Below are 22,363 nucleotides of genomic sequence, written 5' to 3' on the forward strand. Positions count from 1 at the left end.
TTCGAAGAAATAGATTATCCGAAAAGTTTATTTTTAAACTTTTATTTCTGAATCGTACTTTTTTATTAAATAATAGTTTATTCAAAATATATAATAACAAAGAGGAAAATTAAATGATAAATTTAAAAAAACCAGCTAAACAAACTACTGTTAAAACAAAATATCCGCTTGTACTTGTACATGGTCTTTTTGGTTTTGACCGAATTATGGGATATCCCTACTTTTTTAATATCGCTGATTCTCTGAGAAAACTGGGATGTGAAGTTTTTACTGCAGCTGTTTCTGCTACCAATACGACTGAAGAGCGTGGTGAACAGTTACTGGTTGAAGTTAAAAATATTCTGAAAAAGACTGGTGCTCAAAAGGTAAATCTGATCGGACATAGTCAGGGTGCGCCTACCTGCCGTTATGTTGCTGCACTGCATCCGGAATTGGTGGGTTCTGTAACGTCTGTAAACGGGGTAAATTTTGGTTCTGAAATTGCAGATTTGATGCTGGATATCCTTTCAGGCAAGCTTGTTGGTGCTACTGCTGATCTGATTGTAGAGTCTTTTATGAAACTGATCAGTTTATTAAGTACTAAACCTTTATTGCCTCAGGATTTTGAAGGTGCTCTGAAAAGTCTGTCAACTGAAGGCACTAATGCATTTAATAAAAAATATCCGCAAGGTCTGCCAAAAACATGGGGTGGTCAGGGTAAAGAGCTGGAAACTAATGGTGTTTATTATTATTCCTGGAGCGGTATTATTAAGTCAAACGTAATTAATGAAGGTTTGAATACTGTAGATCCATCCCATGCTATCCTTATAGCATTAGGTGCGTTCTTCAAAAAAGAACGTAAGCAAAATGATGGTCTGGTTGGTCGTTATGCCACTCATCTGGGTAAAGTTATTGGTTCTGATTACCAGATGGATCATTTAGATGCAATTAATCAGATTGCTGGTGCACATCCTACTAAACCGGATCCTGTAAGCATTTATCTGGATCATGCCGCACGGTTACAATCTAAAGGGCTGTAATCTGAGGGAAGCTGTTTTATTTTAATAATAATAATAAATGTCATTCTGACAAAATCTGAATTATCTTGCCCGGCCTGATAATTATAATAATAGGGCTGTATACAAGTACTGAATCCTGTTTTTTGCAGGATTCAGTTTTTTTATATAAAACTATTGTGTGTATTTATATTATATATGCATTATATAAATATATTTAGTTATGAATACACTTTATAATTTAAATGAATAAATTAATACAACAGAATTATAAGGCAAAAGTGTAATTAAATTCATTATATGATAAAAAATAATTTAATTTTAATAAACAAATATTAACTTAATTTATAAATATTGTGATATTATTTTTTTTATTTGTGTTAAAAGGTTAATTTATATGATGAAATCAATACACCCGCCGTTAAAGTTAAAAACTATTCTGCTAGTTGTTTTGGGATCATTGTCGGCTTATAGTGTAGCTGCTAATACTTGTCATGCTATAGACGGATGTAAGGTGCCAGATCCGGAAAATAATAAAATTATTATTACAGCTGATCAATATTATAATGGCATTCCTACTGAGAGTGAATTTAAAGAGTTGTTTACTGGAGCTCCCGGAGAAGATGGTCAAAGACTATCGATGTTCCGGATTCATGAATCAAATAATGCTGCACAATCATTAACGGCAGAATTTTCTCCAAATACTGAAATTACAATAGATACATCGTATTTAAATAATAAAAAGTACGGAGATCATCGGGAGGATATAGACCATATAGGTGTCAGTTTTGAATCTGAAACGGGCAATGCACGGTTTGTGATGCCTAAGGGTGTTCATTTTAGCTTGCAGGGGCAGCCGAAAGAATTTGACGAAGGTATTACAGGAATTGAACTTAGCGGAGGGCTATTGGATTCGCAGGCTGATTTTACTATCTCTGCTCCTCATTCTGATGCATATTATATAGCGGCTACTGGGGCTGGTACAGCTGCCAGCACAGCGAATATTCATGATTCAGAAATAAAGTTAGATAAAGATAGTGATTATTCATCTGCAATTTCTATAGAAGTTTCGGATAATAATAATGCACTCGTCAATGTCAATAATATGAAAATACAAGGTGATGGATATATTAATTTTGGCATAGATATAGTGAATCAGAGTCCAGAGAATCATGCTGTTGCCAATGTTAGCAACACAGAAATAAATCTTACTAATCCGCTCAGTTCAGGTTTTTATCTGAATAACGGAAGTGAAGTAAATGTTAAAAATAGTACTATAAAGTCAGGTATTGGCATTATGCTGGCAACTACTCAGGCGGAAGCGGATAAACATACATTTACAATTAAAGACAGTAAGTTAATCGGGCAGGATGCTTTACTGGGTGTCAATGATCATCGTTATTATATTGAAGATGCTGAGGATGATGATGCTATAGGAGATGAGCAGGTTGCTGCATTACAGCCATTTACTTTAACTGCGGATCATTCTCAATTGGCAGGACGTATTTATATTGATCAGGATCCGAAGCGGGCACCTGAAATAACTTTTAATCTGAATAATGGTTCTTCATGGACAATCAATGGTGATAGTGTCCTGGATGAGCTGAATATTCATGATTCAGTTGTTTCTTTCAGTCAGGGTGGTAAATTTAAAACTCTGACAATAAATGGCGATTTAAATGGTAGCAATAGTCTGTTTAATATGAATACCAGTCTGGCCGATGGACAATCTGATAAGATTAAAATTCATGGTCAGGTTCATGGTGAACATAAAATCAGTGTGGCAGATAGTCGTAAACAGCCCAAAAAACCGAATATTCAGATAACTTTGGTTGAGTCTGAAGGTGGTGACGGATCATTCTCTATGGTTCAGAATTATGTTGATATTGGCAGATATCGCTATTTCTTCCATCAGGACGGAAATGACTGGATTCTGAGTAATGATAATGGTGCCGCATCAGCCGGAGGCGGTCATTATGGCCCCCGGCATGAAATCAGTGATTTTGCCAATTCACTTATCAGTATGCGTCAGGCGGCCAGCCAGTTTGTATATCAGATGCAAAAACCTTTAAATGCACGCTTCAACAGTCTGAAAAATGAGTCACATGTTAATAATATGTGGTTGGACAGTAATTATACCAATACTCATTTTGACAGTACTGGCTCAAGCTATGGGTTGACTACCTCTGGTTTTAAGCAAAAATCATATAGTTTGCAATTAGGTTATGATCATTTGTTACCGTTGGGTAATGACGGTAATCAGACTTATTTGGGTGCTTTTGTGGGGCAAGGGCATTCTAGTGTAGATTTTAATGGTAATTATAAGGACGGTAATCTGAAAGCACTTACTACTGGTGTTTATGTCGGCTGGTATAATACAGCAGGCTGGTTTGCCGATGCGGCTTATCGTTATAGCCATCTGAAAGCTAATGCCAACAAAATGGATAAGGCTACATGGCATAGTAATAGTCTGAGTGTTGATGCGGGTAAAGATTTCAGCCTTTCTGATAAATTGGTAATCACACCTAAAGCTGGTATAACTGCCGGTCGTTTATCCGGTGATGATTATACGAAGAGTACGACTTTTTATCGTAGTCAGTTAGGTGCGGCAGTTAAAACTACTCTGGCACTGAATAAGGTGAATCTGCATCCGTATGCAGGTGCTTACTGGTTACATGATAAAAACAGTTTGGGACATGCTATTGTTGATGATAGCAATATGCGTATAACCGGAGCTGGTAACAGTGGTCTGTATGAAGCAGGGCTGGGTGTGGATTTTAATTCAAATAATCACGCTGATTTCAAGCTTGATTATGCGAGCGGGCAGCATACAGAGCAGAAATTCGGCATTAATTTTAATTATCGCTATTCCTGGTAATTATGCTGAATTTTGTCAATGCGCCGGTTTTACCCGGCGCATTTTTTATTGAGCCAGATAAATCTGTAATGGTAGTTTCTGTTGATGCAAAACAGCTCTGATTGGCATATCGTTACTATTGATTCCGGCCAGTGCCTGTTGTAGTACCTGTTGTTGTTTTTTGCCGGAAAGTTGCAGATATAAATGTTTACTGTTTAATATTACCGGTAAAGTCAGGGAAATACGATCATGCGGTGCAGTCAGGGGTTTCATGTCTATTACCATTCTCTCAGAGTGCATATCCAGGCCTTTGGATAAATTTTCAGCATGAGGAAAAAGTGATGCAGTATGCCCGTCGTCTCCCATGCCTAATACCAGTACATCTATGGGTAAGGGTAATAGTTGCTCCAGACGTGCCTGAATTTCATCCACACCATCATATGGATTTTCAGCTACAGTTTTTAGGCTGATAAAGTGTGCTGCTTTAGCTTTATTTTGTAGTAAATGGGTATGAATCAGCCGTTCGTTGCTGTCTTCGTGGTGTTTATCAACCCAGCGCTCGTCCACGAGAGTAATATAAACTTTCTCCCATGCCAGTTGCGCTTTGCTTAGTATCTGAAACAGCTCTACCGGATTCGGACCGCCTGAAACGGCAAGAGAAGCGCAATCGCGCAGATTAATTGCATTTTGCAGGTTGGCAATAATAGCTGTAGCCAGAGCTGTATTCATCGCAATAGGTGTGTCATAAAGATGTAACTGATACATGTTCATCTCCTGAAAGATATATCTGGGTTTTATTGGTGATACAGCGATAAGGTTGTTAAATTTTATATTAAAATTATTATTCGCTGGTAATGGGTTAATGAGTTGTATTTCAATGTAATTTTTGTTAAAACAAATAATAGACTGTTGGTATTTTCGTATGCGCTAACGGATATGGTATAGGCTGACGGTTAATATTTTATTGTTATTTTTATGCTATTTCAATAAATAATAAAGAAATATATATTCGATATTGGCTGTTTATAGATTGCTACGGATAAATTTATGTTCAGGTGTGCTCTTCTGTTTAGCTGATATCAGAAATGTTGCTATCGTTAATTTATCCGGGCAGGTTTATGTGCTTTGGTTACAGTTTGGTAATAATTTATTTCTTTGGGATGATGTTTAAAGTTTTTGCTGCCGGATGGTGTTAAGTTATTGCTGCTGGTTGAAGAAATTTGTTATGACAATATGGGATTGCTGTAACTGAATCAGGTGTTTTAGATGTCAAACTGGCTGTTTTGACTTAAAATAGGCGGTTATTTTTAATTTTTTATTGCCTGAATTTTATACTATGCTCAATGGTGTCAGGCGGGCAGTTGTTTGTTGATAACAATTGCATATAGTATGAGGATGCATATGAGTGAACAGCAGAATGCGCCGGTAGCTGCCGCGCAAGAAGAACAACTGGATGAAAACCAGATTATGGCACACCGCCGTGAGAAGTTGACGGCGATTCGTGCTGAGGGAATTGCTTTTCCAAATGATTTTAAACGAGATGCTTTTGCTGGAGATTTGCATCAGCTTTATGATGAGTTTGATAAGGATGTGCTGGCAGAAAAGGCAATTCCGGTAAAAGTTGCCGGACGTATTATGCTGAAACGTCATATGGGTAAAGCCAGCTTCGCGACTATTCAGGATATGACCGGCCGTATTCAGCTGTATATCAACAATCAGGGTGTTGGTGAGCAAGTTCATGATACATTCAAGCACTGGGATTTGGGTGATATTGTGGGTGCTGAAGGTGAACTGATGAAAACCAATCACGGTGAGCTTACGGTACGGGTGTCTGGTCTGCGGTTGCTGACTAAGTCTTTGCGACCATTACCTGATAAGTTTCACGGTTTAGCTGATCAGGAGCAGAAATATCGCCAGCGCTATGTAGATTTAATTACCAATGAGCAAACGCGTGACACTTTTGTGAAACGGAGTCGGATTATTCAGGCGATACGGAATGTGATGGTAGGTGAGCGCTATCTGGAGGTGGAAACACCGATGATGCATCCGATTCCGGGCGGAGCTACAGCAAAGCCGTTTGTCACGCATCATAATGCTCTGGATATGGATTTATTTTTACGTGTGGCACCTGAGCTTTATCTGAAACGGCTGGTTGTGGGTGGTCTGGAGCGTGTGTTTGAAATTAACCGTAATTTCCGCAATGAGGGCATGAGTACACGCCATAATCCGGAATTCACGATGATGGAATTCTATGAGGCTTATGGTGATTACCAGCGTATGATGGACATGACAGAAAAGGTAATCCGTGCTGCTGCTATTGAGGCAACAGGCAGTGCGGTGGTGAGTTATAACGGTAAGGAGGTAGATTTAAGCCAGCCGTTTGCTCGTATGACTATTGTAGAAGCAATTAAATATTTTAATCCGCAGTATACGGATGAACAGCTGACGGATGAAGCCTGGCTGAAGGCTGAAATTAAAAAACTGGGCGGAGCTTTACCTATGGCTCAGGGTCTGGGCAGTTTGCAGCTGGCTTTATTTGAGGAGTGCGCGGAAGCGCAATTATGGCAGCCTACATTTATTGTGGATTATCCGGTAGAAGTATCACCACTGGCACGTGCATCGGATACTAAACCGGGTTTAACCGAGCGTTTCGAGTTGTTTGTGGTCGGACGCGAACTGGCTAACGGCTATTCGGAATTAAATGATCCTGAAGATCAGGCTGCGCGTTTCAAAGCGCAGGTAGCACAGCTGGATGCTGGTGATGATGAAGCAATGCATTACGATGCAGATTATATTCGTGCTATGGAATATGGTTTACCGCCAACCGGCGGCTGCGGTATTGGCATGGATCGTCTGATTATGCTGCTGACAGATGCTCAAACAATACGTGATGTTATTCTGTTTCCGCAAATGCGTTTAGAGTAGTGAGAATCGTCTTTCTGTAATTTAAAAGCCGCCAGATTAATTCTGTGCGGCTTTTGGTTTTGTTATTCGGTTATTTATGCGGAAGATTTGATTGTGTGCCGGAGTGAGCTGTTTGTTCGTTATCGGTTTCTACAGTGTACTCACCCTCGATAATGTCCCCCTGTTCCGGTTGTGTTGAACGGGAGAAGGATTGGGTTGTGCCGGTCAGAGGCTTGCCGCTAATAGGTAGTAATAACAAGGCAGCAAATATATCTGAGACAAATCCGGGGCTAATAAGCATGATGGAGGCGAATATGTAGCGCACTGGCCATAATAGCTGGTAAAGCGATACATTGTTGCCAGTTCGAATGGTAGCCATTGCAAGAAATAAGCCGGACACGCCAATATTACGCAGCATGAAAATACCGCAGACAATTGACAGTAAGATGATAAGCAGTGTCCAGCCGCCACCAATCAGATTGCTAACCAGAATAATGGAAAGGACTTCCAGTACTGCCAGTATCGGTAATGCCCAACCTATGTAACGCATGTAAGTTACCCTTTTAAGCTATAACATTTTTAACAGATGGTTGCAGGATCGAAGAATTCAATATAGCAGTTGTGAAATGGATTTCTCTGCCTGTCTGAAAAGAGGGGCTTACTAGTCAATGAGGCAGGAAAAGCTATGTTAATATCAAGCTAAGATTAGCTAAACAAGTTATGCTATACAGATTCTTGTTAAGATTTTGGTAAATCAATGATACAGATATGGAAATTGAGCGGAATATTATGGCGTTCCGGTTTAAGCGTGTTGCTGGGCGGCTGTTTGTTGCTGTGTGGCTGTGCCAATAATAATCCGGCTAAAGCGCCGGTAATGAATGGCAGGGCACAAAATGGTTATTACCGGGTACAGCGCGGAGATACGTTATATCGCATTGGTTTGCGATTTAATCAGGATGTGAATACGCTTGTTCGCTGGAATCATCTGGCTAATCCTCATGCTATTGAAGTGGGGCAGTTGATTCGGGTACGTAAACCAGATTCTGTATCAGGCGTTTCTGCGGGAGTAAAACGACAGCCTGGTCGTGTTACACCTAAACCGGATACCGGAACGACTACAACAGCTGCTCCTGATATTCGTTTGCGATGGCCGGTGCAGGGTAAAGTAATCAGTACATTTAATGGTCAGACGCAAAAGGGTATTGATATTGCCGGTAACCGGGGTACTCCGGTTAAAGCAGCGGCAGCGGGTGTCGTAGAGTATGCCGGAGAGGAACTGCGCGGATATGGCAAACTGGTACTGATTAAACATAGTAACAGTACGATGACGGCCTATGCGTACAATGATTCCTTGAAAGTTGTTAATGGGCAGAAAGTTCAGGCCGGACAGACAATCGCAGCTATGGGAGACAGTGGAACCACTGGTGTAAAACTGCATTTTGAGGTTCGGGTGAATAGTAAGGCGGTTAATCCTTTACGTTATCTGTCAAATTAGTGTCAGACTACTGAAAGCAGATGTTAACAGGTACGTTGTACTGATTAGTCTGGTAAGTTGAGAACGGTGGTTTTATTTTATAATTGGGCAAAATTGAAGGAAGTATTATGAAAGAACATCGTGCCCGCAAACGTTTTGGTCAGAATTTTCTGCAGGATAAAAGTATTATTCAGGATATTGTGCGTGCGGTTCGTCCTCAGCCTGAGGATACGGTAATTGAAATTGGTCCGGGTCTGGCCGCAATTACGGAACCTCTTGCTATGGCTGTCAATAAACTGCATGTGATTGAGATTGATCGTGATATTGTGGCTCGATTACGTACGCTGCCATTTGCATCAAAGCTATTAATTCATGAGGGCGATGTCCTGCAATTTGATTTTAATACTGTACCCGGCAAAAAAAAGATTGTTGGTAACTTGCCGTATAATATTTCCACGCCGTTGTTATTTCGTTTTGGTCAGTATGCTGATGATATTATAGATATGCACTTTATGCTGCAAAAAGAAGTGGTTGAACGTATGGTGGCAGTAGCAGGCAGTAATGATTACGGGCGTTTAAGTGTCATGTTGCAGTATTTTTTTGAGATGGAAAATTTACTTGATGTGCCGCCTCAGGCCTTTATACCTGCACCAAAGGTAGATTCAGCTGTGGTACGAATGATTCCGCAGTGTGGTCGCATTGGTATTGCTGAGGATTTTAATCATTTTGCTGCATTGGTCAAACAGGCTTTTCAACAGAGACGTAAAACTATTCATAATAATCTGAAAGAATCTGTAGATGATGCAGCATTGATGGCTGTAGGTATTGATCCCAGCAGCAGGCCAGAGCGGGTTACGCCAGAGCTTTATGTGGCATTAAGTAATCATTTGTTGCACAATGGCGCTTCTGTCTGAATGATTAATGCAGACAGTTACAGGATGTGGGGAATACATGATTGAATTTAAGAATGTTCATAAATGGTTTAAAGATTTGCATGTTATTAATGGTGTGAATCTCACTGTTAGTCAGGGGGAAGTGGTAGTGGTATGCGGTCCTTCTGGCAGCGGTAAATCTACGCTGATTCGTACTGTAAATCAGCTGGAAAAAATCCAGCAGGGTGAAATCTGGGTTGACGGAATTAATGTTGCTGATCCGAAAGCTGATTTAAATCGGGTACGAACTGAGGTTGGTTTTGTATTTCAGCATTTTAATTTATATCCGCATCTTACAGTTCTGGAAAATATTATTTTGTCACCGATGAAGGTGAAAAAAGAAAGTCGCGCGCAGGCTGAAGCCAAAGCTAAGGAACTGCTGGCTAAAGTAGGGCTGGCGCATAAGTGCGATGCTTTTCCGCAGCAGTTGTCGGGCGGTCAGCAACAGCGGGTCGCCATTGCCCGCGGTCTGGCTATGGAGCCAAGAGTAATGCTGTTTGATGAGCCGACTTCTGCTCTGGATCCGGAAATGATAGGTGAAGTGCTGAAAGTTATGAAAGATCTGGCGCTTAGTGGTATGACAATGATGGTGGTCACGCATGAGATGGGTTTTGCCCGTGAAGTAGCTGATCGGGTAGTATTTATTGATCATGGTGAAATTGTTGAAGAGGCTACTCCGGAAGAATTTTTCCAGCGTCCGCAACATGAAAGAGCTCAGCAGTTTCTTAATCAGTTGTTAACTCATTAGCTATTAATTGTTTTGTTGTGATTAATTTAAATTAGACAGTCATATAATTTCGCTGATAAAAAAGTAATCAGATTTTACAGCCCTTATCATTAAGACGATAAGGGCTTATTTCATTTGTATTGTATTAACAAATTTATATTTTAATTTTATTTATTATTCAGTTTTAGTAACCTAATCGCTGACATATAGTCGATACAAGTCCGGCCTGATTCAGAGTATAAAAATGCAGGCTGGGTGCTCCCTGCTGAAGCAAATGGTCGCACATTTCAGTTACTACATCCAGCCCAAGTGCTTTAATTGATGCTGTATCATCTGCATAAGACTGAAGTTTTAGGCGTAACCAGCGCGGAATCTCTGCGCCACAGGTTTCTGAAAAGCGTGCCAATTTGGAAAAGCTGGCAATAGGCATGATGCCGGGGATAATGGGAATATCTATTCCTCTGCCTTGTACTTCGTCTACAAACCAGAAATAACTGTCTGCATTGAAAAAATATTGGGTAATTGCGGAATCGGCGCCGGCCTGACATTTACGTACAAAATGATTGATATCGTCTTCAGCACTGCGTGATTGAGGGTGAAACTCCGGATAGGCAGCAATTTCAATATGAAACCAGTCACCAAACTCCTGGCGGATAAGAGCAACCAGCTCATTTGCGTAGCGCAGTCCCTGATGTCCAAAGCCCACGCCTGACGGAACGTCACCACGTAAGGCTACAATATGACGGATGCCCATGTCTTTGTAGGTTTGGAGCAGGCTGATCATTTCTTCACGGCTGGCGCCAATACAGGCCAGATGGGGAGCGGCTGCTACTCCATCATTCATAATATCGGTAATTGTTTGCAATGTACCGGCTCGTGTAGTTCCACCTGCACCATAAGTACATGAAAAATATTCAGGTTGATATTGGCTTAACTGTTTGCGGGTGATGGCCAGTTTGCGCCGTCCCTCTTCAGTACGCGGCGGAAAAAATTCAAAGCTCAACTGGGTAAAACTCATGATTAAACAGTTTCTCCGTAGGTTATGGTTAGATATCTAACCATAACGTTTCAGACATGCTCAATCAATGTTTTATTGCAAATTTTCTTTGAAAAATCCGCTAAATAATATGAATAAAATTCATAATAAAATTTGCAGAGAATTTATTATCCGGTTTATCTGAATTATTTTTCAGCCTGCCGGCGCGAAAACTGAATACCAAGCTGTTTAAGTTTGCGATAAAGATGAGTTCGTTCCAGCCCTACTTTCTGAGCCACTTTACTCATGTTATGTCCTTCCTGAGCAATGTGGTATTCGAAATAGCGTCGTTCCAGATCCTCTCTCAGTTCACGCAGAGGCAGATCAAAATTGAAGCCGTTCATGGTTTCATGAGGCTGGTTATGTTTGAACTGATTCAGAATAGTACTGACGACATTAACGTCAATTTCGTTATTTTCTGCTGTGAGCATCAGGCTTTTAACAACACTGCGCAATTGTTCCAGATTACCCGGCCAATCGTACTGACGCAATTCATTCAAGGCAGCAGTAGTGAATTTTACTGGCGGAATTTTCTGGCTTTCTGCCAGTTCGGTTGTTATTTGTTCCACCAGAAATACCATATCATCCAGCTGCGAACGCAACGGAGGAATAGCAACAATTAGTGATGACAAGGTGTTAAGCAGTTTGTTATCCTGTAACGGATCGGTAATCATTTCTTTAATTGATCTGCTGCAAACGCAGATAATGCGAGCGTTGTAGCGGTCTGCTTTAGTCAGAATGAAACCGATACTTTGCTGGGTACTTTTACCATACTGGGCTATATCGCCCAGATAAAGTATGCCACCGGTGGCTTTCTGCAATAATTCAATAGGAGCATCAACGATTTGTTCTACTTTGGAGGGTTCTACCCAGGGAGTTGAGCTTTTATGAAATGAGCGTGCTACCAGTTCAAAAGGAGAGCCCAGTTCACCGGTGAGTAATACCGGAGTACTGAATTTAGCTATACGTTCCAGTTGCTGATTTAATTCTTTAATTGCAGGGCTGTGACCGAGCTTATCCAATGTCAGATTGGAAGCGGCCTGCATTTGCCCGTATTTTAAAGCACGGTCTACGGTACTAAGCAGTTTTTGCAGGGAAATGGGTTTTTCCAGAAAATCCAGTGCGCCAATTTTTGTGGCTTCTATGGCAGTGTCAATGCTGGCATGGCCGCTCATCATCACTACCGGCATAGTTAACTGTCCGGATTTTGCCCATTCTTTAAGTAAGGTAATCCCATCGCAGTCAGGCATCCAGATATCCAGTAATACCATCGCAGGGCGTGTTTGCTGGCGTAGTTGGCGGGCAGTATCGGCATTTTCGGCTGTGGTGACGGTATAACCTTCGTCCTGCAAGATTTCCGATAATAAATCGCGGATACCTATTTCATCATCAACAATTAAAATATCACTGCTTCGCATTTCTATTCACCTGTAATGGTAAGGTTATTTTGACACAAGCCAGTCCGTTTTTCTGATTACTGATTTGGATCCGCCCGCCGTGTTCTTCAATGATTTTTTTTACTACCGGCAATCCCAGTCCGGTACCACCGGGTTTGTCTGTTACATAAGGGTCAAATGCATGTAATAACATCTCCTGACTAAATGTTTTACCATTATTACTTACGTAGAAAAGAATATGTTCGCTATTTAATTCAGTTTGTATGCTTACTTCAGGAGAGTCAGATGCTGCGGCTGCCTCTACTGCATTTTTCAGCAGATTATGAATAACCTGACGTAAAGCTCCGCTGTCAGCGTTAACATTCATTACTATCTTACTCAAATTAACTGTAAATGTACAATTACTACCTTCATAAAGTACCAAAACCTCGCGTATTAGTTCATTTAAATCAAGGTTTGTGAATTTTAATGCCGGTGAACGGGCATAATTGCGGAATGCCTCAACCATATCTTTCATTGCTGCTACCTGACGGATAATGGTATTAGTAGCACGGCTTAAAATTTGTTTATCCGCTTCGTTTAATTTATCACTGAGTTTCCACGCCAGCCGTTCGGCAGATAGTTGAATTGGTGTCAGCGGGTTACGGATTTCATGTGCCAGCCGCTGGGCAACCTCACCCCATGCTGCTTCTTTCTGAGCACTTACCAGAGCTGTAACATCATCAAACACCAGTACAGTACCGCCTCCGCTGTCTTCGGGCAGAGGTGTGGCCTTTCCAAGTAATATCAGAGCCTCATCTTTGTGATTATAGGTAATTTGCGCCGGTTTGTTCTGATATTCTGTAGTCAGTATCTGTTGAAATACATCAGCCAGCATTGCTGTTTGCGGGCTTTGTTCTGTAAGCTGGCTGATATTTTGCCCGAGTATCGGATTCAGATTCTGGCCAAGGATGTTCTCCGCCATTTGATTAAAGGTAATCAGGCATCCTTCTGGATTGAGGGTAACTACACCAGTGGTCAGGCTATTAAGTATATATTCCAGATAATGTCTGGCCGCTTCCTGTTGTTCACGTGAATGCCGTAGCTGTATTGTCATGTGATTAAACAGACCGGTTAATTTTCCCAGCTCATCATTGCGATAAATGGTTTGTTGTACGTCCAGATCACCTTTGGCCACTGCACGAGCACCATCGGCAAGTGACAGAATAGGGGCAACAAATTGCCGGGCAAAATATAACGCCACCAGCAGAGCCAGAATAATGGACAGCAGGGTAGCCATTAGTAATGTAGCCAGAAAAAAGGTTTGCAGACTTTGTTTAGTAAAGCTCAGCTCCCCATATTTTGCCCGTGCCGCTTCAATCAGAGTTGCATCCCGTGCTACTTTGGCCGGAATTGGCTGGCGGAAAAACAGGGCTTTATCGCTGTTGTGTCCGGGTAAAAGCAGCCAGCCCTGTGCATAAAGAATATTATTGATACTTTCAATCTCACGGACAGAGCCTGAATTATGCAACTGCTGAATCAGATTCGGGTTAAGTTCAGGAGTGGACAGGTGCTGAGGATTATATTCGGCTTCAAGCCGTTTATTGTTTAAATTATAAATATCTAACTGACTGAACTGTCTGCTTTTGCCATTTTTCTCTAGAACGGGTACTAGTGGTTGTTCCAGACCATTGGCTGCAATCAGTGCGATCTGAATATTGGCTGCCCGGCGAACTGTGTTGTCCAGCTCATAATCCAGAGCCGATTTACTCAGGCTGATACTGCGGTTTAGTGCTTCTTCTGTATCGTTACCAAACCACGAATGAATACTGTGCGAGATAAACTGTGCAGATACTCCGAACAGAAATAAACCGGGTAATACAGCTACCAGGGTAAACATGGAAGCCAGACGCAATGCAATTTTGGAACCGAACTCCTGTCTGTGCCGGCTTTGCAGCAATTTCCACCAATAAGAACCGGCCATCAGCATCAGTGCCAGTACCAGTAGTGAGGCAAATCCAAAAGCAAACCAGAAATATTTTGAGAAAACATTAGTGTTGCCGGTAGCGACAGCCAGAACATACAGGGTCACTACACAGAGTACTGCCATGACCAGAATCAGCCGTCTCATTGTGGTCAGTCCGCGTTAATGACTAGACGATGCCAGCCGGAATCCAATTGCCAGCTATGGGAAGTGAGAGCATTAATCTGAAATGGCTTGGGTAACTGGCTGATACTCAGACTAAGGCGAACATCAGCACGCACTTCATTCGCAGAGACACCACTGAGTGTGCCATTGCTCAGGACGCGCCAGTTGGCTACAGCACCAACGGCTCTAAGTGCGGTATCAAGGCTGTTGTATTCGGTAGAGAACGTGGAACCCATGCTGACACGGTAGCGGTTAGTCAGCGGGTGATAAGCGAGTTTGTACTGTATAAGGTTATCACCGCCAATCAGGTTATTAATCCGATTACGGTAAGAAGCGAGCGTGGGGGCTGTTAACTGATAGTTCAGATCAAAATTTAATGGTACGCCTTGAGTCAGAGCCTGTTTCAGTTGGTCGGGCAGCTGGGTATTAAAACGTGTATTGATGGAAAGCTGACCATTACTGGTAATATTAGCCTGAGCACGGGTGGTGCTTATGCCTTCGGCCAGTGCTGCAGTAATGCTCAGGCAGAGGAGACAGGCAAAAAGTAGACTAGATTTTATCGATAAGCGCGTAAAAAAAGCCATCTTGTCTGCTGTTCGGTAATAAAATACGTGAGAGACGCTCGCGGGCATCCGCATGTCGGGTTAAAAAACGGGTTACTTGTTGCTGGTTTTCTTCTGTAAAAATCGAACAGGTGGCCAGAAGCAGGCGCCCACCTGATTTTAAAGTAAGCCACAGATTATCCAGTAAAGCTTCCTGCTGTAGTGCAGTTTTTTGTCCGTCCTGAGGCTGACGTAACCATTTGATGTCAGGATGACGTTTTACTACACCTGAAGCCGTACAGGGAACATCAGCAAGAATGGCATCAAAAGTGTTGCCATCATACCATGAGTGCAGATCTTTTGCGTCGGCACAATGCAAATGTGCCTGCTGATGCAGGCGTTGCAGATTCTCCTGTACGCGCTCAAGACGCTGCGAATCTATATCCAGTGCCGTTACATCGCAGTCTGCCCATTCAAGCATATGTCCTGTTTTACCACCCGGTGCAGCACATGCATCCAGAATGCGCTCACCGGATTGCGGATTCAGCAAAGGAATGGCTTGCTGAGCACCAAAATCCTGTACAGACACATGTCCTGAAGCGAAATCCGGTAGCTTTGATACGGCTACTGCCTGTTGCAGCATAATGCTGTGTGTGTCGAGAATTCTGGCTGGTATACCGGCTGCGGCCAGTTTGGTTTGATATTGCTCAGCATCAGTATAGCGACGATTGACTCGCAATGTCATAGGCGGATGCTTAGTCATTGCTGTAACCATATTATGCCAATGCTGAGGATAATGCTTTTTAAGATAGTTTACCCACCATGCAGGCAGATTGAAACGGGCTGTATCCTGTTTAAGTGCATTGGCTAATAAGTCCTCATGCTCGCGTAAAAAGCGCCGTAACAGAGCATTAACCAGTTTCTGGTAACGACCACCGTGCAATCGGCGTGCATGATTCACAGCTTCATTCACGACGGCATGATGTGCATTGCGAGTAAAATGTAATTGGTATAAAGCAATGATAAGAAGATGGCGAATATCTGCCGGTGGTGAAGCTGTGGTCATTTGCTGTACAAGTTGTTGCAACAGACCTAAATAACGCAGGCTACCATGAGTAAGATCTTGCAAGGCAGCTCTGTCAGAGGCTGACAGTTCAGAATGTTGCTGTATTACCTGAATCAGAATTTCATTGAGATTACATCCGTTTAGTACTTCGCCGATGATATTTGCTGCCAGTTGCTGGGCGCGAGCCATACTCATGCATCAGTCTCCGCTGAAGCAAGTAATGTACCCTGTTGCAAGATATTACCGGCTTGAAATGCGGTTACAGACATAGCTTTGCTACCCGCTTTCTGAATCTCTTCAATACTGATGGAGTCTTTGCCACAGGCTACAATCAGTTCATGTTCATTACTGTGTAAAATCACTCCTGGTATGCCTGTGTATGAAACTACTTTAGCGCGCCGGATTTTAAGCGGTTTATCCTGCCAAACAGTCCATGCTCCGGGTACTGGATTGAAAGCACGAATTTTTCGTACGATTTCTGCAGCAGGTCGGGTCCAGTTAATTTGTGCTTCAGCTTTGCTTAATTTATGAGCATAAGTAACGCCTGTTTCACTTTGTGGAATTGGCTGTAGTTGGTTAATTTGTTGTAAATCAGCAACAATTGCATCAGCACCCAGCTGCATTAATGCATCATGTACTTCACTAGCTGTATCGTCTGTTTTAATAGTATATTTATGACAACTGATTACTGAGCCGGTATCCAGACCGGCATCCATTTGCATGATACATACCCCGGTTTCCTGATCGCCGGCTTCAATTGCACGCTGAATCGGTGCGGCACCACGCCAGCGCGGCAACAGCGACGCATGAATATTGAGACAGCCGTATCTGGGAATATTAAGCACTGCCTGTGGCAGTAATAGCCCGTAAGCAGCTACAACCATGACATCAGCCTGCTGATTTTCCAATATTGCCTGAATTTCGGCCGTTTTTAATGTAGTTGGCTGCATTACGGTAAGGCCGTGTGTCAGTGCTGCTTTTTTAACTGCACTGGGTTGTAACTTTAACCCGCGGCCGCTAGGGCGGTCTGGCTGGGTTAGTACCAGAGGCACGTTAAAACCGGCTGCAACAATAGCATTGAGTGCAGCCGCAGCAAAATCAGGGGTTCCGGCGAAAATAACAGAAGGCTTCATGCAATAAATCCACAACAGGCATAACAGCTATCGCTATGCCAATAAAAAATTCCGACAACAGGTTTTGTTACATTCTTTCGCGTGCGCGTTTTTTAAGCTTAGTTTTGATACGGTTCTGTTTCAGTGGCGACAGATATTCTACAAATACCTTGCCGGCAAGGTGATCCAGTTCATGCTGAATACAGATGGCTAGTAATCCGTCTGCTTCCAGTGTAAATTTTTCACCATGTTCATCATAGGCTTCAACGGTAATGCGCTCAGAGCGGTGCACCATCTCGTAAATACCGGGAACAGATAAACAGCCTTCTTCGTACTCGGTATCACCTTCTCTGTAAGTAATAACCGGATTAATAAATACACGCAGCTGATTACGTTCTTCAGACAGATCCATTACTACTACACGTTCATGCACATCAACCTGAGTTGCCGCCAGTCCGATACCGCGTGCCTGATACATAGTTTCCGCCATATCCTGTACCAGCGTGCGAATTCTGTCATCAAATTTTGTAACAGGTTGCGCAACAGTATGTAAACGCTCATCAGGATATTGTAAAATGTTTAAGAGGGCCATTATGTGTTTAATTCCTTGTTCAATCAATCTGACCTGAGTACATGATGGCAATATGGATTTTTTAAAGATTGTTGATATGGATTCAGGTAAACTGATACTAATATCCATACTATGTCATATCACAATCATTTAAAATAGCAATCTCCCTAAGGATACCTTACATGCATAAACATATTATAACTCTGCTGTGTGCACTAAGTATGGCAATATCTGCACCGGTAATGGCCAAATTAAAATTACGTCCGGATGCACCGGCACAATATGTAGTGAAAAGTGGTGATACTTTGTGGAGCATATCCGGTAAGTATCTTTACAGCCCTTGGCAATGGCCGCAGCTGTGGGGTTCTAACCGGGCTCAGATTCAGAATCCGCAAAAAATTTATCCGGGACAGGTTTTAAGTCTGCGCTATGTTAACGGGCAGCCTCGTCTGGGTTTTGATAACAGCGGAGGTATTCCGACCATTAAACTGCAGCCACAAATACGTAATCTGTCTTCTGGTTATGGCATCAGTACCATAGATGTCGATTTTTTCCGTATGTTTATGCAGCACCCGCAAGTAATTAGTAAAGAACAAACCAGAGAGGCACCACGTCTGATTGCCGGACCGGATAACCGGGTTATTTATTCTACAGGTGACCGTATCTATGCGGATCGTCAGTTAGAGCCTGGTCGCTATCTGATTTACCGTATAGAACAGAATATTACTGATCCTGATACCCATAAATATCTGGGACAGCTGGTACGCTTTAGTGGTGAAGCAGCAACGCTGGCCGGACAGAACACTGCTCTGGCTGAACGCAGTCCAAAGGATGTAGCCAGCTTACCTGAAGATGAGTATTATACCCGTAAGACACCACTGATTAAGGTTCCTACGCGTACAGCTCAGCCACTGGTTATTACCAATTCAGCGTCAGAAATTAATAAGGGTGATTATCTGTTAAAAATTACAGATGAGCATGATCCGTTCCAAATGATGCCTCATGGGCCCACTACTCAGATTAAAGGTAAAATTGTTTCTGTAATGGACGGTATTCAGGAAGCAGGTCCTTATCAGACAATTACTTTGAATTTAGGTACTAATGACGGAGTTGATAAAGGTACCGTAGTTAGCCTGTATAAAAAAAGTCGCCAACTTAAGGCTGATTTATCTAATGAGCCTAAGAAATCACGCAGTGTGGTTAAATATCTGAGTATTCCGGCAGAGGAAGTTGGTCTGGCACTGATTTATCGGGTAAGTGATAATTTGTCTTCAGCTCTTATTATTAATGCATCTCAAGCTGTGCAGATAGGAGATTTAGTAATGAACCCGGGTCATGATCTGGATGATGTTACACAGGACTCAACTTACCTAATCAATTCATTCAAAGAAATTCACTAATTGAAACAGCGAATAATATATTGGTAAAAAATGTATTACTGATGAAATGAATCGAATAAAAGTGCGGATATATCCGCACTTTTATTTTATATAGTTTTATCTATTGCTCTCTATAAGCATAGATATCAAAATTCTCTGCTGCTAAAAATAGCAGTTATGCTTATTATCAGATATTTATCAGGATAATAAATATCGGATAAACAATTGTTTGTTTCTGAATAGCCTTTGATGAGAATTCGTTTTGATTATTTTATGCCATTTGATTTAAATAAATTATCTATATAATTTAAATTATTGTGAAAAAATAACAATTATTAGCTTACTTCTTTCCAATATTGATATTGCATTAAGAATACTTAAATCCAGTCAGTTTAATTTCTGGTAGAAATGTTTTAAAATAGATCAATTATTCGGTTAAAATATCTAGACATATCAGCTATCTGTATAGATTAGTTCTGTTGTGGACAGATTTGGCGGCTTGGTATAGCAGACAGGTAATCTGAGTTTCAGCAATGTATAAGATACATTTCTGACATGTATTTTCGTTTATTTTATATTAAACTGAAATTAGTGTTCAAAGTGAACGGGTATTATTCTATTGATAGAATTTATATTAGATACCCTTAATCTCCGATCTATCAGCCATATTTAGCCAATTATCATGTTAGGGTAATTGGCTAAAATTTAGTGAAATTATTTACTTTTAGCCTTTACACACTAAGATATTCAAGCATCTTGCATTATCTTTCATTTTCCTTGTTACAATGCCAGCCTGTTTTTATTTGTAATTTTTTATATGGAACAATATGAGTTGTTTCTTCCCCGTTGCGGAAAGCCCGCAAAATCATCAGTCACTTTTTTATGCTAACGATTTGAGTCAGTATTCAGTATTGTGTGACTTTGACGGAACCATCAGTGAAAAAGATGTTACTGATACCTTACTGAATCATTTTGGTAATGAGAAATGTGCCTTATTGGAGCAGCAGTGGCAGGAAGGTATTATTGGTTCGCGGGAATGCATGCATCAGCAGATTGCTAATATACAGGCCAGTAAGGCTGAGTTGGACAGTGTGCTGGCACAAATTAAAATTGATCCTGCTTTTAGTGAGTTTATCAGCTTTGCACAAAGCAGAAATTTAAATGTACATATTGTCAGTGATGGACTGGACTATGCCATTCAGTCCATCCTTAAGCGGTATAATCTGAACTTTTTACCGGTTTTTGCCAATCGCTTATTGCATAATCAACAGCAAGACTGGGCACTGGATTTTCCTTATGCCAATGATCGCTGCCTTAAAGCCAGTGGTAATTGTAAATGTCAGCACCGCCGGAAACTGACTGGTTTTCAAAAGATTTTTTATGTTGGTGATGGTACATCGGATTTTTGTGTGGCAGATAAAGTAGATATGGTATTTGCCAAAGATAAATTAATTGATTTTTGTCAGCAACAGCGGATTGCGTATTATCCAATCAAGAATTTTGGTGATGTTACTGCCATTTTGCCGGAGTTGCTGAAAGCTCCGACCGAGAATAGCTGCCTAATTCCAGCATAAGGCATTAATACCTGATTTATAATTATGATTCAAGACTCTTCCTATTTTTTACCCGGTAATCGCAATGGTGTTCTGCTGGTACATGGTCTTACCGGTACACCCAATGAAATGCGTATTCTGGCCAAAGGGCTGCATCAGGCAGGTTTTACTGTCTATGCCATGCAGTTGGCCGGCCATTGCGGTGATGAAGCTGATTTATGTCAGACTACCTGGCATGATTGGTATGCCAGTGTGCAGGAGGCTGCGCAATTTCTAAAACAAAAAGTCGATTGTCTGTTTGTAGCAGGATTATCGATGGGTGCGCTGCTGGCATTGAAACTAGCGGCCGATCAGCCTGAGCTTGTAAAGGGTGTGGGTGTCTATGGTGTAACATTCAGCTATGATGGCTGGTCTATTCCATTCTGGGCAAAACAATCTTTTGTGCTATTACCGTTTTTTAAAAAATTTCATTTATTTCAGAAAACCTCATTTATAGAGAAACCACCGTATGGGCTGAAAGATGAACGTATTCGTGCAACTGTTGCTGCCAGCATGTTCAGTGGCGATAGTGCCAGTGCCGGTCTGGCCGGTAATCCGTTTCCGGCACTGGCAGAAATGCAGGCACTGGCCAAAATAGTGCGGCGACAGTTGCCACAGGTTACAGCTCCCTGTCTGATTATGCATTCCGGTCATGATGATATTGCCAATATCAAAACTAATGCGCGTCTGGTAGAAAAATATGTCAGCGGAGTAACAAAATTTATCGTTCTGGATGACAGCTATCATCTGATTACCATTGATCGGCAGCGGCGCGAAGTAATCAATGAATCAGTTGCCTTTTTCGAGCATATAGCGCAAACAGCGTAAGTGAATATCTATCTCGTAGCAAAGGAAATATTATATGACGATGCTTGTATTCATTTTATGGTTTGCCAATATCTGTTTTGATACGCTCGGGCAAATAGCATTTAAATATGCAGCCATTGCGCCAGATAACCGCAATGGCTGGTATTACTGGGTTGATCTGTTCAGTAATTACTGGTTGTGGATTGGGATTGGTTCCTATGTCGCTGAATTTTTGCTTTGGCTGGCATTTTTAAGTCAGGTACCATTGTCACAGGGTATTTTGCTTGGTTCAATTAACATTATCGTACTGATGCTGGTAGGACGGATTTTGTTTCAGGAAAAGCTTACCCGTTTCCGGTTGGCCGGTATGTTTTGTATTACCATCGGAGTAGTACTGGTAGGAGCGTCATAATGCGTAAATTTTATATAGTTGGTTTTGCGCTCTTATTATTGTTTGATACATTGGGGCAGAGCAGTTTTAAATTAACTGCTATTCATGCGCAGCCGCTTGCTGCGGATTGGGACTGGATTTCCCGTGTATTTACTCAGCCGTGGGTATATATTGCCATTGCCGGCTATATTGGTGCTTTTTTTACCTGGATGATGTTGTTGAAAAAAGCACCGGTTGGTCCGGCATTTGCTGCATCGCATTTGGAAGTAGTTACAGTAATGCTGGTTTCAGCTTTTCTGTTTCATGAGCACATTACAAATATTCGTATCCTCGGCGCGATATTTATTGTGGCTGGTATTATTTTTTTAGCACTGGCTGAAAAAGAAATCATAGAAACGGAGGAGCATAGTAAAGATGATGAGCCGTGTTAACTTTTCCGGTTCAGAAGACTAG

General features: G+C 41.7%; 20 protein-coding genes. 11 read left to right on the forward strand and 9 right to left on the reverse strand.

All coding sequences use genetic code 11. The features are described 5' to 3' along the window. Positions 1-113 precede the first annotated feature (113 nt). Together SALWKB2_RS00725 and SALWKB2_RS00730 are read left to right on the forward strand one after the other, a co-directional pair. Positions 114-1,019 carry a lipase family alpha/beta hydrolase gene (locus SALWKB2_RS00725; protein ID WP_025329791.1) on the forward strand — a complete coding sequence of 302 codons (906 nt, stop codon included), beginning with the start codon at positions 114-116 and terminating at the stop codon, positions 1,017-1,019. Positions 1,020-1,392: 373 nt separating this feature from the next. After that, the gene (locus SALWKB2_RS00730; RefSeq protein WP_025329792.1) at positions 1,393-3,873 is read left to right on the forward strand and encodes an autotransporter outer membrane beta-barrel domain-containing protein; all 2,481 of its coding nucleotides are present in this window, start codon (positions 1,393-1,395) and stop codon (positions 3,871-3,873) included. 45 nt (positions 3,874-3,918) lie between these two features. Here the strand turns inward: SALWKB2_RS00730 and pgl are convergent, their stop codons facing one another. After that, on the reverse strand, positions 3,919-4,617 hold the full coding sequence (gene pgl, locus SALWKB2_RS00735) for a 6-phosphogluconolactonase (protein ID WP_051506363.1): 699 nt from the start codon (positions 4,615-4,617) through the stop codon (positions 3,919-3,921). A gap of 636 nt (positions 4,618-5,253) precedes the next feature. On the opposite strand from pgl, the gene lysS reads away from it, so the two are divergent. Then, complete coding sequence (gene lysS / locus SALWKB2_RS00740; RefSeq protein ID WP_025329794.1) at positions 5,254-6,777, forward strand: lysine--tRNA ligase; 1,524 nt, start codon at positions 5,254-5,256, stop codon at positions 6,775-6,777. Between the two features lie 70 nt (positions 6,778-6,847). Here the strand turns inward: lysS and SALWKB2_RS00745 are convergent, their stop codons facing one another. Continuing rightward, positions 6,848-7,306 carry an FxsA family protein gene (locus tag SALWKB2_RS00745; RefSeq protein ID WP_025329795.1) on the reverse strand — a complete coding sequence of 153 codons (459 nt, stop codon included), beginning with the start codon at positions 7,304-7,306 and terminating at the stop codon, positions 6,848-6,850. Positions 7,307-7,513: 207 nt separating this feature from the next. Here SALWKB2_RS00745 and SALWKB2_RS00750 point away from each other — a divergent pair, with 207 nt between their 5' ends. The 3 genes from SALWKB2_RS00750 to SALWKB2_RS00760 all read left to right on the forward strand — a co-directional run bounded on the left by SALWKB2_RS00750 (position 7,514) and on the right by SALWKB2_RS00760 (position 9,910). Further along, positions 7,514-8,251 (forward strand): peptidoglycan DD-metalloendopeptidase family protein, encoded by a 738-nt coding sequence (locus SALWKB2_RS00750; RefSeq protein ID WP_025329796.1) that lies wholly within the window; start codon positions 7,514-7,516, stop codon positions 8,249-8,251. A gap of 107 nt (positions 8,252-8,358) precedes the next feature. Beyond that, the gene (rsmA, locus tag SALWKB2_RS00755) at positions 8,359-9,144 is read left to right on the forward strand and encodes a 16S rRNA (adenine(1518)-N(6)/adenine(1519)-N(6))-dimethyltransferase RsmA (RefSeq protein ID WP_025329797.1); all 786 of its coding nucleotides are present in this window, start codon (positions 8,359-8,361) and stop codon (positions 9,142-9,144) included. 37 nt (positions 9,145-9,181) lie between these two features. Continuing rightward, the gene (locus SALWKB2_RS00760; protein WP_025329798.1) at positions 9,182-9,910 is read left to right on the forward strand and encodes an amino acid ABC transporter ATP-binding protein; all 729 of its coding nucleotides are present in this window, start codon (positions 9,182-9,184) and stop codon (positions 9,908-9,910) included. Between the two features lie 163 nt (positions 9,911-10,073). On the opposite strand, the gene metF is transcribed toward SALWKB2_RS00760, so the two are convergent. From metF to def, 7 genes are all read right to left on the reverse strand, one after another. Continuing rightward, positions 10,074-10,907 carry a methylenetetrahydrofolate reductase [NAD(P)H] gene (gene metF / locus SALWKB2_RS00765; RefSeq protein ID WP_025329799.1) on the reverse strand — a complete coding sequence of 278 codons (834 nt, stop codon included), beginning with the start codon at positions 10,905-10,907 and terminating at the stop codon, positions 10,074-10,076. A 164-nt stretch (positions 10,908-11,071) separates the two neighbouring features. Further along, positions 11,072-12,343, reverse strand: a complete 1,272-nt coding sequence (locus tag SALWKB2_RS00770) for a sigma-54-dependent transcriptional regulator (RefSeq protein WP_025329800.1) — start codon at positions 12,341-12,343, stop codon at positions 11,072-11,074. Beyond that, positions 12,330-14,432, reverse strand: a complete 2,103-nt coding sequence (locus SALWKB2_RS00775) for a sensor histidine kinase (RefSeq protein WP_025329801.1) — start codon at positions 14,430-14,432, stop codon at positions 12,330-12,332. The genes SALWKB2_RS00770 and SALWKB2_RS00775 overlap by 14 nt, the downstream gene beginning before the upstream one ends. A gap of 5 nt (positions 14,433-14,437) precedes the next feature. Continuing rightward, positions 14,438-15,034 (reverse strand): DUF4390 domain-containing protein, encoded by a 597-nt coding sequence (locus SALWKB2_RS00780; protein ID WP_025329802.1) that lies wholly within the window; start codon positions 15,032-15,034, stop codon positions 14,438-14,440. Continuing rightward, positions 15,000-16,253 carry a 16S rRNA (cytosine(967)-C(5))-methyltransferase RsmB gene (gene rsmB, locus SALWKB2_RS00785; RefSeq protein ID WP_025329803.1) on the reverse strand — a complete coding sequence of 418 codons (1,254 nt, stop codon included), beginning with the start codon at positions 16,251-16,253 and terminating at the stop codon, positions 15,000-15,002. Before rsmB ends, SALWKB2_RS00780 begins: the two co-directional genes overlap by 35 nt. Continuing rightward, positions 16,250-17,191, reverse strand: a complete 942-nt coding sequence (gene fmt, locus SALWKB2_RS00790; RefSeq protein ID WP_025329804.1) for a methionyl-tRNA formyltransferase — start codon at positions 17,189-17,191, stop codon at positions 16,250-16,252. The genes rsmB and fmt overlap by 4 nt, the downstream gene beginning before the upstream one ends. Positions 17,192-17,258: 67 nt before the next feature. Beyond that, positions 17,259-17,762, reverse strand: coding sequence for a peptide deformylase (gene def, locus SALWKB2_RS00795; RefSeq protein WP_025329805.1), 504 nt, complete (start codon positions 17,760-17,762; stop codon positions 17,259-17,261). Positions 17,763-17,923: 161 nt separating this feature from the next. Between def and SALWKB2_RS00800 the strand changes: the two genes are divergently transcribed. The 5 genes from SALWKB2_RS00800 to SALWKB2_RS00820 all read left to right on the forward strand — a co-directional run bounded on the left by SALWKB2_RS00800 (position 17,924) and on the right by SALWKB2_RS00820 (position 22,341). Beyond that, on the forward strand, positions 17,924-19,141 hold the full coding sequence (locus tag SALWKB2_RS00800) for a LysM peptidoglycan-binding domain-containing protein (RefSeq protein WP_025329806.1): 1,218 nt from the start codon (positions 17,924-17,926) through the stop codon (positions 19,139-19,141). A gap of 806 nt (positions 19,142-19,947) precedes the next feature. Beyond that, positions 19,948-20,694, forward strand: coding sequence for an MtnX-like HAD-IB family phosphatase (locus SALWKB2_RS00805; RefSeq protein WP_051506365.1), 747 nt, complete (start codon positions 19,948-19,950; stop codon positions 20,692-20,694). A gap of 24 nt (positions 20,695-20,718) precedes the next feature. Further along, positions 20,719-21,540, forward strand: a complete 822-nt coding sequence (locus tag SALWKB2_RS00810; RefSeq protein ID WP_038648589.1) for an alpha/beta hydrolase — start codon at positions 20,719-20,721, stop codon at positions 21,538-21,540. 34 nt (positions 21,541-21,574) lie between these two features. Beyond that, positions 21,575-21,931, forward strand: a complete 357-nt coding sequence (locus tag SALWKB2_RS00815; protein WP_025329808.1) for an EamA family transporter — start codon at positions 21,575-21,577, stop codon at positions 21,929-21,931. After that, a complete protein-coding gene (locus SALWKB2_RS00820; RefSeq protein WP_025329809.1) occupies positions 21,931-22,341 on the forward strand; it encodes a DMT family transporter in 411 nt (136 codons plus the stop codon). The genes SALWKB2_RS00815 and SALWKB2_RS00820 overlap by 1 nt, the downstream gene beginning before the upstream one ends. Positions 22,342-22,363: the final 22 nt, after the last annotated feature.

Source organism: Snodgrassella alvi wkB2 (assembly GCF_000600005.1).
In the GTDB taxonomy this organism is placed as follows: domain Bacteria; phylum Pseudomonadota; class Gammaproteobacteria; order Burkholderiales; family Neisseriaceae; genus Snodgrassella; species Snodgrassella alvi.